Origin of the sequence: Dyella sp. EPa41 (genome assembly GCF_016586165.1) — a bacterium.
In the GTDB taxonomy this organism is placed as follows: Bacteria; Pseudomonadota; Gammaproteobacteria; order Xanthomonadales; family Rhodanobacteraceae; genus Dyella.
In genome coordinates, this window is the sequence record NZ_BCPR01000038.1 from 1 (window position 1) to 13,110 (window position 13,110).

Below are 13,110 nucleotides of genomic sequence, written 5' to 3' on the forward strand. Positions count from 1 at the left end.
AAAAAAATTTGCTTTCGGGTTTTTGGAGGAACCCCGCGTCGGAGAGCGTCTCGACGGGGGAGGAAAATAATAGCGCCCCCATGAAACTCTGTGAAGGGGTGCCAGCGAACTTTTTTTCACTGCGATGACATGGCGAGCCGCCACTGCGCCCGCAAACGCCTATGTGCAGGCGTTTGCGATGACGTGGCAGCCCGCATGGTTATTGCTGTTCCTCGATATCGCGCCCGCACAGCACGGGCTTGAGGTGTGGTGGCGCCCTCCACGCAGATCCGCCAAGGAATCACGCCAACCGGGCGCGAACCCGCTGGAGACGCATCGCGCTAATTGCCCGTCGGGGAACGCCGCTTCTGCCTTCCGACAAGGCCAGGCACGGGTCCTGGACCGAGAGCACGCTTGTTCGCGGCACGTTGATGGGGCCAGGCGCGGGCGAACGAGCCATCGTGCAAGGCCGATTTCGCCCCGGCTGCCACGGGCCGGCCACACGCTAGGTGCCGAGGTTCCGTGCAGGCGCCGGTGTGAGGATCGGGGTGACGGTCGGCGATGAGCCCGCCATGGTGGATGCGGTGGGCGCGGCGCAGTGATTCGCGGCGGCCAGGTCGTGCCGGCAGGGGACGCCGACGTGGTACGGGACGAGCATGTCGGGACGGAGGTTTTCCAGGGCGTCCCAGTCGTCTTCGAACGGAATGAACTGCTGCATGGTGCTGCTCCTGCGTGGTTGCGCGCCGTCGTTGCCGGCGTGCAGGAGCTATCTAAGCAAACGGCCCGGTCCGTACGATGACGGAATCGGGCCGTTTGCGGGCAGCGCGATGAGCGAAATCAGTCGATTTCGATCATCTCGAAATCGTCCTTGGTCGCGCCGCAATCCGGGCAGGTCCAGGTGTCGGGCACGTCCGCCCAGCGCGTACCAGGCTCGATGCCTTCCTCGGGCACGCCCAGCGCTTCGTCATAGATGAAGCCGCAGACGACACACATCCACTTGCGAAAGGTCCCGGTTTCGTTGGTGCTCTGATTCATCGCTGGACTGCTTGATATGGAGAATAAGAGGCGCATTCTCGCAACTCCCCCGCCGATGCGAAAGCGTACGGCCCCGTTTTTCAGGATGGAACCGATGCATTCCCAACTCAGAGGCCGCGGCCTGTATGTGATCACCGACGGCCCGCGGCCGGACCTGCTCGAGGTCGTGGCGCAGGCCCTGGCCGGCGGTGCCTGCGTGCTGCAGTACCGCGACAAGACCGGCGATCAGGCGCGCCGCCTTGCCGAGGCACGCGCCCTGCGCGCGCTGTGCGCCGCTCGCGGGGTCCCGATGATCGTCAACGACGACGTGCAACTGGCCCGGGCCGCCGGCGCGGCGGGCGTCCATCTGGGCGAGGACGACGGCGGCATCGCCGCCGCGCGGGCGGTACTGGGCCCGGAGGCGATCATTGGCGTGTCCTGCTACGACTCCGCCGAACGGGCCGGCCAGTTGGCGGCGGCCGGTGCCGATTACCTCGCATTCGGCGCGTTTTTCCCCTCACCCACGAAGCCACATGCGCGGCGCGCGTCGTTCGAGCTGCTGCGACAGACCGCCGCGTTGGGACTGCCTCGGGTGGCGATCGGCGGCATCACGCCGGACAATGGCGGCTCCCTGATCGATGCCGGCGCGGACTATCTGGCCGTGATTTCGGCCGTGTTCGGCGACCCGGACGTACGCGGCGCCGCCGCGCGTTTCACCCAACTTTTCTCGACGCATTGAGTGCCACGATGACCACCAACCATGAGCTTTTCCTACGCGCGCAGCAGCTGATGCCCGGCGGCGTGAATTCACCGGTGCGCGCCTTCAAGTCGGTGGGCGGCGAACCGTTCTTCACGTCGCGTGCCGATGGCGCCTACCTGTGGGACGTGGAGGGCAAGCGCTATATCGACTACGTGGGCTCGTGGGGTCCGATGATCGTGGGGCACAACCATCCGCAGGTGCGCGAAGCGGTGGAGCGCGCGGTGAAGAACGGCCTCTCGTATGGCACGCCCTGCCCGGCCGAGGTCACCATGGCCGAGACGATCACGCGCCTGATCCCGTCGATCGACATGGTGCGCATGGTCAATTCGGGTACCGAGGCGACCATGTCGGCGATCCGCCTTGCCCGCGGCGCCACGCATCGCAGCCTGATCGTGAAGTTCGAAGGCTGCTACCACGGCCATGGCGACAGCTTCCTGGTGAAGGCGGGCTCCGGCGCGCTGACCTTCGGCGTGCCGACGTCGCCGGGCGTGCCCAAGGCGAATGCCGACCTCACGCTCACCCTTCCCTACAACGACATCGACGCCGCGGTGCGCCTGTTCGACGAGCACGGCCACGACATCGCCGGCCTGATCATCGAGCCGGTGGCCGGCAACATGAACTGCATCCCGCCGAAGGACGGCTACCTGCAGGCCTTGCGCGAGCTGTGCACTAGGCATGGCGTGTTGCTGATCTTCGACGAGGTGATGACCGGCTTCCGCGTCGCCCTGGGCGGCGCGCAGGCGTACTACGGCGTGACGCCGGACCTCACCACGTTCGGCAAGATCATCGGCGGCGGCATGCCGGTGGGCGCCTATGGCGGCCGGCGTGACCTGATGCAGCAGATCGCGCCGGCGGGTCCGATCTACCAGGCGGGCACCTTGTCCGGCAATCCGGTGGCGATGGCCGCGGGCCTGGCCATGCTGGAGCTGATCCAGGCGCCGGGCTTCCACGATCAGCTCGCCGCGCGCACGCGCCTGCTCACCGACGGACTGCAGGCGATCGCCGATGGTGAAGGCATTCCCTTCAGCACGAATCGCGTGGGCGGCATGTTCGGCCTGTTCTTCACCCGCGAGAAAGTGGAGAGCTACGCACAGGCAACCGCGGCGGATACGGCGATGTTCAACCGTTTCTTCCACGGCATGCTGGAGCGTGGCGTCTACCTCGCCCCGTCGGCGTTCGAGGCGGGTTTCGTCTCCAGCGCGCACAGCGAGCAGGACCTTGCCGACACATTGGAGGCGGCACGCGGTGCGATGAAGGCGGCGCGCGCGGCATAAACGCATGCTCCGCTGCGTGCTGTTCGACCTGGACGAGGTGCTGGTCGACTACGATCGTTCGATCCGCGTCGGTCGCCTGGCGCAGCTCATCGACAGCACGCCGCACGCGGTTCACGCGGCCATCTACGAATCAGGCATCGAGGATGCGGCCGACCGCGGCGAGCTGACGCCAGAGGCCTATCTCGACGCGCTGGGCGCGCGGCTCGGGCGTACGCTCGGCATCGATGCCTGGACCACGGCGCGCCGCGCGGCGACTCGGGCGCGCCCGGAAGTCCTCGCGCTGGCCCACCGCCTCGCCCAGCGGATGTCGCTGGCCTTGCTCACCAACAACGGCGTGCTGATGGCGCGGCAGCTGCCGCAGATCGTGCCGGCGCTGTTTCCCCTCTTCGCGGGCCGCGCCTTCGCTTCCGCGGAGTTCGGCGCGAGCAAGCCGGATCCGCGTGTCTATGGCGCCTGCCTGGAGCGCCTGGGCGAGCTGCCGGAGGCGACGCTGTTCGTCGACGACAACGAGGCCAACGTCCAGGGAGCGCTGCTGGCAGGCCTGCATGCGCACCACTACCGGGACCTGGCTGGCCTGAACGCCGCATTGGCCCGCTTCGGCCTGCCCTGATTGCTTCGGCGTGACGGCGTCGCCGGCCGCGGCGTTATGCTGGTGCCATCGCGCGTGGGGCCCACAACATGAGCGTGCAGCCACGGTTTCCGTTCGACAGCGCCATCGCACCGGCGGCCCGGCAGGGCTGGCGAGCGCGATGGTTCCACGTCATTTTCGGCCACGACGACACCGCCTCGCGCCTGTTCGACCTGGTGCTGATAGTGGCGATCCTTGCCAGTATCCTGGTGGCGGTGCTCGATACGGTCGAAGACCTGCACGCACGGCTGGGCCGCGCGTTCGCCTTGCTGGAATGGTTTTTCACCATCGCGTTTACCGTGGAATACGTGGCGCGCCTGCTGGTGATCTCGCAGCCACGCCGCTACGCCTTCAGCTTTTTCGGCATCGTCGACCTGGTGGCGGTGCTGCCCACCTACCTGACCCTGCTCGCGGCCGGAGGGCAGCACCTGATGGTGGTGCGCGCGCTGCGCATCCTGCGCGTGTTCCGCGTGCTGAAGATGACCCGCTACGTGAGCGAGGCGGACCTGCTTTGGTCCACCTTCCTGCGCGCACGGCCCAAGATCCTCGTGTTCTTCAGCACCATCCTCACTCTGGTGCTGATCTTCGGCGCGTTGATGTACCTGATCGAAGGGCCGGAAAACGGCTACACCAGCATTCCCCGCTCGATGTACTGGGCGGTGGTGACGATGACGACGGTCGGTTTCGGCGACATCACACCGCACACCACGCTGGGGCAACTGGTCACGTCACTGATCATGCTCCTGGGCTATTGCATCATCGCCGTGCCCACCGGCATCTTCGCGGCGGAATTGGCGAGCGGCATGCGCGAGGCCAGGCAACGAACCCGGGTTTGCGTGCACTGCGAACTCAAGGAGCACCAGCCCGACGCGCGCTACTGCCGCGGCTGCGGGGCGCCGCTGCCGACGGATGAGAGCAACGACTAGGCCGGGCGAAGCCAGCGATGCGGCATCCCGGCGGCGGTAACGATGCGCCGCCGCGGCTCCACGGGCCTCAACCATGCGGAGTTGCCCACGGGTGGTCGAATGGTTGCAGGAGGTCACCCGGTGCGCGGAAACCCGACGTCACGATGACGATACGAGTCGGCGGCCGCGCACGGGTTGCGCCCCCGCAGGGCAGGAGGGCTTAGCCTGCGAGGTAGGCGCGCAGCGCGGTTTCGAGGCGCGCGAGGCCTTCGGCGAGATCCGCGTCGGTGAGGTTGAGCGGCGGCACGAAGCGCAGCACGTCAGGGCCGGCCTGCAGCACCAGCAGACCGTGGGCGGCGGCGAAATCGAGGATGCTGCCGGCCTTGCCCTTGTGCGCATCCTTCAGCACCGCGCCCAGCATGAGGCCGCGGCCGCGCACTTCGTCGAACAGGTCCAGCGAGGCATGGATGCGCAGCAGTCCGCTGCGCAACGCCTGCGATTGACGCACCACGTTCGCCAGCAGTTCGGGCGAGGACAGCTTGCGCAGCGCCACGCGCGCCACGGAGGCGGCCAGCGGATTGCCGCCAAAGGTGGTGCCGTGCGCGCCGAACTGCATGATCTCGGCGACCTTGGGGCCCGCCAGCATGGCGCCGATGGGGAAGCCGCATCCCAGCGCCTTGGCGAGCGTGACGATGTCCGGCTGCACCTCGTCCTGCACGTAGGCGAACAGCGTGCCCGTGCGTCCCATGCCGCACTGGATCTCGTCCAGCACCAGCAAGGCGTCGTGCTGGTCGCACAGTTCGCGCACGCGCTTGAGGAAACCGGGAGCCGCCGGCAGCACGCCGCCCTCGCCCTGCACCGGCTCCAGCATCACGGCTGCCACGTCGCCCTGCGCGAACGCCTCTTCCAGCTGCGCGACGTCGTTGAAATCGAGATAGCGGAAACCGCCGGGCAGCGGCTCGTAGCCTTCCTGGTACTTGGGCTGCGCGGTGGCGGTGACGGCGGCCAGCGTGCGGCCGTGGAAGGAGCCACGGAACGTCACGATGACGCGCTTGCCCGCATCGCGGCCTTGCGCGGCGGCCCATTTGCGCACGAGCTTGATCGCGGCCTCGTTGGCCTCGGTGCCGGAATTGCACAGGAACACGCGCTTGGCGAAGCCGGAGGCCTCCACCAGTGCTTCGGCGAGGCGCAGCGGCGGCTCGCTGTAGAACACGTTGCTGGTGTGCCAGAGCTTGTGCGCCTGCGTGGTCAGCGCTTCGAGCAGATCCGGATCCTGGTGACCCAGCGCATTCACGGCGATACCGGCGCCCAGATCGATGTATTCGCGTCCTTCCGTGTCCCACACGCGCGAGCCCTTGCCGTGGTCCAGCACCACCTCGCGCGGTCGATACACCGGCAGCCAGTAGCGCTTGCCGAGATCGATCAGGGATGAGGCGGACGGGTCTTGCGCGTGCATGTCGTACTCCAGGCATCGTCCGGGACGCTGCCATGTGGGGATGGGGACCGGGTTCGGGGAACGCCGCGGCGTGGTGCGGCGCGCCACGCATCCTAAGCCCTGTGCCCTCGCTTTGCACGGACGATGGCCGGCAAACGGCGCCGCGCAAGTGTCAACTTCCCCTGTTCGCTGTAACCCGGGTGTTACACCTGCTCGAAAACCGCGCAGCGGTGCGGCCTGCCAGCCTTCGCGGGCGCGCAACCGCCCTCGTTGATGTAACGCGCGCAAGACGCCCTCGAACAGCGTTTGGCCTGCACATGGCCATTTAAGCCCCCTTTTTGAGGCATACACGTGGTTGGCACGGCGCTTGCTGCGCTTGTGGTGTACAGGCGGGAAGCCAGCTGCGAAGACAAACCGGGCACCGTGGCATGGATAACCACGGCGGCGGACAGTCGACGCTCTTGGATGGCCCGGAGCATCACCGGCGCAGCCATCGCAGCTGGCAAGGGAGCCTCTCCTTTCCACCATTTCGAACGGGCACGTGGTTCGACGATCTTCCGCCGCAAGGCGGTCATGAGGGCGGTAACCCGGCAACCCCTGTGGCCGGGGCACCAACGGAAGCCCCCGGCCCGACCCCTGCGGGCCGGGGGCCTTCCTTTTCTGGTCATGGTGTTCCATCGCGGAGTGAGCGGCGGGTGCTTGCGGGTCAGGTGGCCGGGCGGGCGCCCAACCAGCCACGTTGAGCGAGCATCCGCCGCTCACTCCGCGCGCCGGCGCGTGCACCGGTCATCCCCGCACAGGTTCAGCGCAGCTCGTCGAGGGCGAGCTGGTGTTTCTTGCACAGCCGGTAGATGGTCACGCGCGATACCTTGAGCCGCCGGGCGCATTCGCTGACATTGAAGCGACTCTCGCGCAGGCACGCGATCACCGCGTCCCGCTCGGCCGCCACCCGCGTGCTGCCCAGGCTGGAGCGGGCCGCCTGCTTGGTGAGCACGTCGGCGAGATCCAGATCACTCACGCTGATCAGCGGGTCCTCCGCCACCACCGCCGCGCGCTGCACGCGGTTGAGCAGTTCGCGCACATTGCCGGGCCAGGCGAAATCGAGCATCGCGCGGCGTGCGCTCGCGCTGAAGGCGCGGGCCCGGCTCGGATGCAACTCGCGGAAGGCATCGAGGAAGCGCTGCGCCAGCAACACCACGTCGTCTTCGCGCTCACGCAGCGCCGGCATGCGCAGGCGCAACACGTTGAGCCGGTAGTACAGGTCTTCGCGGAAACGGCCCTGCTCCACCGCTTTTTCCAGGTCGACATGCGTGGCCGCGAGCACGCGCACATCGAGCTTGATCAACTGGCTGCTGCCCACGCGCTCGAGCGTGCCTTCCTGCAGGAAGCGCAGCAGGCTGGTTTGCGCATCGGGCGGGAGGTCGCCGACCTCGTCGAGAAACACGGTGCCACCGGCCGCCGATTCGAAATGGCCGATGCGGCGCGCGTTGGCGCCGGTGAACGCGCCACGCTCGTGGCCGAACAATTCCGATTGCACGAGGTTGGGCGGGAGCGCACCGCAATTGATCGCCGCGAACGGACGGTCCGCGCGCGCCGACAAGCCATGCAGCGCCCGCGCCGCCACTTCCTTGCCGGTGCCGGTTTCGCCGGTGATCAACACCGGCAACTCGACCGGCGCGTACTTGCGGATGCTGGCGACGACCGCGCCGATGGCGGCACTGCGACCCGTTACGCCGATGTCGCTGGGTTCGGCCGCGCGTGGCTGGTCGCCACCGATGCGCGCCAGCGCTTCAACCAGCCGGTCGACGTCCACGGGGGTGGCGAAGTATTCGATGCTGGCTTCGAGCACGCGATCGATCAGCGGCTCGTGCCCGGGCATTTCAGGGGGAATCAGCGCCACCCAGGGCAGCCAGGGGTGGTCGGCCATCAGGTGGGCCATGGCCTGGATCGAGGCGGGGTCGCCCTGCCTCAGGTCCGCCAGCGCCACGACGGTGTCGTTGTTGCGCATGCCCACGCCACCCTGGGTATTGGCATCGGCGACGCGAATGATCCAGCCCGCTTCGGCCAGGCCAGCACGTTCCTCGCTGGCAGGCTGTCCGAACCAGACGACGCATCGTCTGGCCTCTTCCCTCAACACAGCCATGGCTTCCTCCCCTTCCCCTGATAGAGGGTTACAGGTTCCGGCCGGTCGTAGCCCTGTCCGCTGGCCACCCCCCGGTTACCACGCCGTCGCGCAACGCTAATCCGCGACTGCTACAGGAATGTGATATGCATCACACAATATACAACCGGGGCGCCGGGAGTCACCCCACAAACGATGCAGGCGTGTTCGGACAGAAGCGGGAGCCCTGGTCATCGGCTAGCACCAATGGCCTAGGGCCGGCCCGGGGAAGCGGCGCCGTCTGGCGCGAAGCTGACGATGGCCTACCAGACGCCGGTATTGGGCATCGATGCCCATGGCTCCTGCGGCGGCAGGTGGCCGTCCTGCAGCAACTCGACGGAGACCAGGTCGGGCGAGCGCACGAAGGCCATGTGGCCATCGCGAGGCGGGCGGTTGATGGTGTAGCCCATCGATTGCAGGTGGGCGCAGGTGGCGTAGATGTCGTCGACCTGGAAGGCCAGGTGCCCGAAGTTGCGGGCGCTGCCGTAGTCCTCGGTGGAACCCCAGTTGTAGGTCAGCTCCACCTCGGCGTCCGGCGAGCCCGGCGCCGCCAGGAAGATCAGCGTGAACTTGCCCGCGTCGTTCTCCATGCGGCGCATCTCCTTCAGGCCGAGGCCTTCGCAGAAGAAGCGCAGGCTGGCATCGACGTCTCGAACGCGGATCATGGTGTGGAGGTATTTCATGGTGTGCTCCTGGCGCCGGGGGCGCGCCGTCAAGGGGAAAGAAAAGGGCGGATGCGCGCGGCCAGGGCATCCAGCGCCTCACGCGATGCGGGAGCGGGCGGGCGGCCGGCGTAGACACGCAGCAGGCCATCGCCCACGCGCCGCGGCTGCACATGCAGATGGAAGTGCGGCACCTCCTGCCCGCCCGCCGCGCCATTGGATTGCCACAGGTTCAGCCCGGCCGGCTGCAACGCCGCGCGCAACGCCTTCGCCACGCGCACGCCCAGCCGCATGACCTCGCCGGCCAGCCCAGGCTCGATGTCGAAGATGGTTTCCACGTGCTGGCGTGGAACCACCAGCACATGCCCTTCGATCGCCTGCCGCAGATCGAGAAAGGCCAGGGCGTGGTCGGTCTGGGCGACCACGTTCGCAGGCAGGCGACCCGCGGCGATCTCGCAGAAGGGACACGCCGCCACGATCAGTCCAGGAACAGGTCCGGCAACAGCGACTTTGTCGGGTCCATCGCATAGGACGACAGGTCGGAGACGCCGGCGGCGCGCAGCACGTCCTCGTCGATGAGGAACTGGCCCGCGAAGCCCTTCGCCGTCCGCGTGAGCACGGCATGGGCGGCATCCGCGACGATCGTCGGCTTGCGGCAACGATCCAGCGGCACGCCCGGAATCATGTTGAGCGCATCGGTGGCGATGATGGTGCGCGGCCACAGCGCATTCACGGCCACGCCCTGCGGGCCGAATTCGGCGGCGAGGCCCAGCGTCACGAAGCTCATGCCCATCTTCGCCAGCGTGTAACCGGTATGCGGCGCCCACCACTTGGGATCGAGCGACGGCGGCGGCGCCAGCGTGAGGATGTGCGGGTTGGCGGACTTCAGCAGATGCGGCATGCACGCCTGCGCGCAGAGGAAACTGCCGCGAGAGTTCACCTGCTGCATCAGGTCGAAACGTTTCATCGGCGTGTCGAGCGCACCGGCCAGCCAGATCGCGCTGGCGTTGTTCACCAGGATGTCGATGCCACCGAAGGCCTTCACGGTGGCGGCCACGGCGGCGTGCACTTCGTCCTCTTCGCGAATGTCGCACTTGATCGGCAATGCCTTGCCGCCGGCGGCTTCGATCTCCGCCGCGGCGCTATGAATGGTGCCCGGCAGCTTGGGATTGGGCACGCTGCTCTTGGCCGCGATGGCGATGTTGGCGCCGTCGCGCGCCGCGCGCAGCGCAATGGCCAGGCCGATGCCGCGCGAGGCGCCGGTGATGAAGAGGGTCTTGCCGGCCAGGCTGGTCATGAGGTGTGCGCCTTGTTCGGGGAACACCCAGTGTAGGAGCGCACCCAGCGCGCGAAAAGCCCGTGGCGTCGTAGCGCTGAAGCGTTGCCGTGTTGCGGCGAATGGGGTCCGAGGCACGACCCATCGCCGCGGTCGCGCACCGGATGCGCTCCGGCGGAAAGGCAGGTGGGTGGATCAGGCGCGCTGGAAGCGCGGCAGGATATCGCGCAGTTCGGCCAGCCGGCGCAGCGGGTCGGTGATTTCCAGCATGCGTTGGCGCTCGTCGTCCTGCAGCGGCAGCAGTTCGGCCAGGCGGAACCCGACCCAGCCGGCGTCGTCGTACCACTGGCGCGGCGCGTGGCGCCACTGCGGCGCCATGGAATCGACCAGGCGTTCGAGAATGGACGGAAGCAGCGCAAGCTCGACCGGCACGTCGTGCGTGGGTTCGGCGGGCCACAGCTCCACGTCGCCACGCACCAGTCCATCGGAACGTATGCGCGTGCGCGCGACGCGAAACCGCTCCGTGCCCTCGGCGAGGATGCCCAGCAGGCCATCTTCACGATTGTGGAAATCGATGATCCGCGCGAGCGTGCCCACCGCCGCGGGCCTGGCCGGTGCGCCGGCTTCCTTGCCCTCGAGAATGAGGCACACGCCGAACGACGACCCCGTGCGCGCGCATTCGCGCACCATGTCGAGATAGCGCGGCTCGAAGATGCGCAACGGCAACTGGCCACCGGGATACAGCACGGTGCCTAGCGGAAACAGCGGCAGGTCGAGGTAGGGCGTCTGGGCTGCCATGGGGCCAGTCTAGCGGGTTCAACCCATTGCCGAGCCCCTGTAGGAGCGCACCCAGTGCGCGAAAAGCCTACGGAGCGGCGACGACCTGACGCTGCGGTCGCGCACTGGGTGCGCTCCTACAGAGAGCGCGTGGGCGACTCAGGCTTCGAGCGCTTCGGCGAAACGACGCGGGGCGCCTTCGAAACCGCCGTTCGACATGAAGACCACGTGGTCACCGGGGCGCACCTGGTCGCGCAGTGCCGCGATCAACGCATCAACCGTCGGCACCGTGCTGCCGCGGCCGTTCAGTGCGCCGGTCACGCGGCCCGCATCCCATGGCAGCTCGGGACGATGCAGGAACACCACCGCATCGGCATCGGCCAGCGAGGGCGCGAGTGCCTCGGCGTGCGCACCCAGGCGCATGGAATTGGAACGGGGTTCCAGTGCGACCACGATGCGCGAGGCGCCGACCTTGGCGCGCAGGCCGGCCAGCGTGGTGGCGATCGCGGTGGGGTGATGCGCGAAATCGTCGTAGACGCGCACGCCACCCGCCTCGCCCACTACTTCCATGCGGCGCTTGACGCTCTGGAACCCGGCGAAGGCCGGCAGCAGCGCGCGCGGATCGGCGCCGGCGGCCGCAGCCGCGGCGAGCGCGGCCAGCGCGTTCATCACGCTGTGGTTGCCCAGCAGCGACCAGTGGATCTCGCCGAGCAGTTCGCCCTTGCGATGCACGCGGAACGCGGAGCCATCGGCCGCGAGCAATTCCGCCTGCCAGTCGCCCTGCCCGATGCCGAAGGTTTCCACCGGCGTCCAGCACCCCATGGCCAACACCTCGGCGAGGTGATGATCGTGCGCGTTGACGATCAGGCGCCCATTGCCCGGCACGGTGCGCACCAGGTGATGGAACTGGCGCTGGATCGCCGCGACGTCGGGGAAGATGTCCGCGTGGTCGTATTCGAGGTTGTTGAGGATGGCGATGCGCGGCCGGTAGTGCACGAACTTCGAGCGCTTGTCGAAGAACGCGCTGTCGTACTCGTCGGCCTCGATGACAAAGGGCGCGCCGGATGAGGGTTCGGCATCCGCCATGCGCGCCGTTCCACCGATGCGCGCGGAGACGTCGAAATTGCCGGGCACGCCGCCGATCAGGAAGCCGGGCGACAGGCCCGCGCTTTCCAGCAGGTGCGCCAGCAGGCTGGTCGTCGTGGTCTTGCCGTGCGTGCCGGCCACGGCCAGCACCTCGCGGCCCGGCAGCAGCGTCTCGCCCAGCCATTGCGGACCGGAGATGTAACGCAGCTGCTCGTCGAGCATGTATTCCACGGCGGGGTTGCCGCGCGTCATCGCGTTGCCGACCACGACGAGGTCCGGCGCGGGCTGCAGGTGTTCGGCCTGGTAGCCGTCCATCAGCCGGATGCCGAGCGCCTCCAGCTGCGTGCTCATGGGCGGGTAGACGTTGGCGTCGGAACCTTCGACGGTGAGCCCGAGCTCGCGCGCCAATGCGGCGACGCCGCCCATGAAGGTGCCGCAGATGCCGAGGATGTGCAGACGCATGCTAGACCTGTTCGCTTGTAGCGGCGGGCACGGCGACGCCGGCCCTGAAACCATCGGGCCGCCTTGCGGCGGCCCGGAAGATCAACCGTTGGCGGCGGCCGACTCGTCGGCCAGCGCGCGCTTCACGCGGGCGGTGACTTCGTCGAGCTCACCCACGCCGTTGACGACCTGCAGCTTGCCGCGGCGCGCGAAGAAATCGGCAACCGGCGCGGTCTGCTCGGCGTAGACCTTGAGGCGGTCACGCACGACCACCGGATCGTCGTCCTTGCGATGTTCCGCGGCAAAGCGGATCTCGCAGCGGGCGATGATCGCTTCGTTCGGCACGTCGAGCTTCACCACGGCGTCCAGCGGCTGGCCGATCTTGGCCAGCAGGTGGTCCAGCGCGTCGGCCTGGGCCAGGTTGCGCGGATAACCGTCGAGGATGAAGCCGTTCTTCACGTCGTCCTGCGAAAGACGCTCTTCGAGCATCGCCAGCAGGATGTCGTCGGAAACCAGCTTGCCGGCATCCATGACCGCCTTCGCCTTCAGGCCCGTGGGCGTGCCCGCCGCGACGGCCGCGCGCAGCATGTCGCCGGTCGAGATGTGCGGGACGCCGAGTTCCACCTTCAGACGCGCGGCCTGGGTGCCTTTGCCCGAACCGGGCGGACCAAGTAGGACGAGTCGCATAGTGCTCCAGAGGTATCCGCGGGCC

The 13,110-nt window shown here is 68.0% G+C and carries 14 protein-coding genes; 4 read left to right on the forward strand and 10 right to left on the reverse strand.

Annotated features, from left to right (window positions below):
- Window positions 1-484: 484 nt before the first annotated feature.
- On the reverse strand, window positions 485-697 hold the full coding sequence (locus JMF82_RS13035) for a hypothetical protein (RefSeq protein ID WP_201314999.1): 213 nt from the start codon (window positions 695-697) through the stop codon (window positions 485-487).
- 119 nt (window positions 698-816) lie between these two features.
- A complete protein-coding gene (locus JMF82_RS13040) occupies window positions 817-1,014 on the reverse strand; it encodes a rubredoxin (protein WP_201315000.1) in 198 nt (65 codons plus the stop codon).
- 94 nt (window positions 1,015-1,108) lie between these two features.
- Here JMF82_RS13040 and thiE point away from each other — a divergent pair, with 94 nt between their 5' ends.
- The 4 genes from thiE (at window position 1,109) to JMF82_RS13060 (ending at window position 4,581) form a co-directional block, all read left to right on the forward strand.
- Window positions 1,109-1,732 (forward strand): thiamine phosphate synthase, encoded by a 624-nt coding sequence (gene thiE, locus JMF82_RS13045; protein WP_201315001.1) that lies wholly within the window; start codon window positions 1,109-1,111, stop codon window positions 1,730-1,732.
- A gap of 8 nt (window positions 1,733-1,740) precedes the next feature.
- On the forward strand, window positions 1,741-3,027 hold the full coding sequence (hemL, locus tag JMF82_RS13050) for a glutamate-1-semialdehyde 2,1-aminomutase (protein ID WP_201315002.1): 1,287 nt from the start codon (window positions 1,741-1,743) through the stop codon (window positions 3,025-3,027).
- Window positions 3,028-3,031: 4 nt separating this feature from the next.
- Window positions 3,032-3,637, forward strand: a complete 606-nt coding sequence (locus JMF82_RS13055) for an HAD family phosphatase (RefSeq protein WP_201315003.1) — start codon at window positions 3,032-3,034, stop codon at window positions 3,635-3,637.
- 68 nt (window positions 3,638-3,705) lie between these two features.
- Entirely contained in the window at window positions 3,706-4,581 is an 876-nt protein-coding gene (locus JMF82_RS13060; RefSeq protein ID WP_201315004.1) for an ion transporter, read from the forward strand.
- A gap of 199 nt (window positions 4,582-4,780) precedes the next feature.
- On the opposite strand, the gene JMF82_RS13065 is transcribed toward JMF82_RS13060, so the two are convergent.
- The 8 genes from JMF82_RS13065 to JMF82_RS13100 all read right to left on the reverse strand — a co-directional run bounded on the left by JMF82_RS13065 (window position 4,781) and on the right by JMF82_RS13100 (window position 13,085).
- Window positions 4,781-6,016: an acetylornithine transaminase gene (locus tag JMF82_RS13065; RefSeq protein ID WP_201315005.1), complete on the reverse strand. Its 1,236-nt coding sequence runs from the start codon at window positions 6,014-6,016 to the stop codon at window positions 4,781-4,783.
- 781 nt (window positions 6,017-6,797) lie between these two features.
- The gene (locus tag JMF82_RS13070) at window positions 6,798-8,138 is read right to left on the reverse strand and encodes a sigma-54 dependent transcriptional regulator (RefSeq protein WP_201315006.1); all 1,341 of its coding nucleotides are present in this window, start codon (window positions 8,136-8,138) and stop codon (window positions 6,798-6,800) included.
- 281 nt (window positions 8,139-8,419) lie between these two features.
- The gene (locus tag JMF82_RS13075) at window positions 8,420-8,839 is read right to left on the reverse strand and encodes a VOC family protein (protein ID WP_201315007.1); all 420 of its coding nucleotides are present in this window, start codon (window positions 8,837-8,839) and stop codon (window positions 8,420-8,422) included.
- Window positions 8,840-8,868: 29 nt separating this feature from the next.
- Entirely contained in the window at window positions 8,869-9,294 is a 426-nt protein-coding gene (locus JMF82_RS13080; RefSeq protein WP_236585460.1) for an HIT family protein, read from the reverse strand.
- 2 nt (window positions 9,295-9,296) lie between these two features.
- Entirely contained in the window at window positions 9,297-10,115 is an 819-nt protein-coding gene (locus JMF82_RS13085) for an NAD(P)-dependent oxidoreductase (RefSeq protein ID WP_201315008.1), read from the reverse strand.
- Window positions 10,116-10,289: 174 nt separating this feature from the next.
- On the reverse strand, window positions 10,290-10,892 hold the full coding sequence (locus tag JMF82_RS13090; protein ID WP_201315009.1) for an LON peptidase substrate-binding domain-containing protein: 603 nt from the start codon (window positions 10,890-10,892) through the stop codon (window positions 10,290-10,292).
- Between the two features lie 138 nt (window positions 10,893-11,030).
- The gene (mpl, locus tag JMF82_RS13095; RefSeq protein ID WP_201315010.1) at window positions 11,031-12,419 is read right to left on the reverse strand and encodes a UDP-N-acetylmuramate:L-alanyl-gamma-D-glutamyl-meso-diaminopimelate ligase; all 1,389 of its coding nucleotides are present in this window, start codon (window positions 12,417-12,419) and stop codon (window positions 11,031-11,033) included.
- 81 nt (window positions 12,420-12,500) lie between these two features.
- Window positions 12,501-13,085: an adenylate kinase gene (locus JMF82_RS13100; protein ID WP_201315011.1), complete on the reverse strand. Its 585-nt coding sequence runs from the start codon at window positions 13,083-13,085 to the stop codon at window positions 12,501-12,503.
- Window positions 13,086-13,110 lie beyond the last annotated feature (25 nt).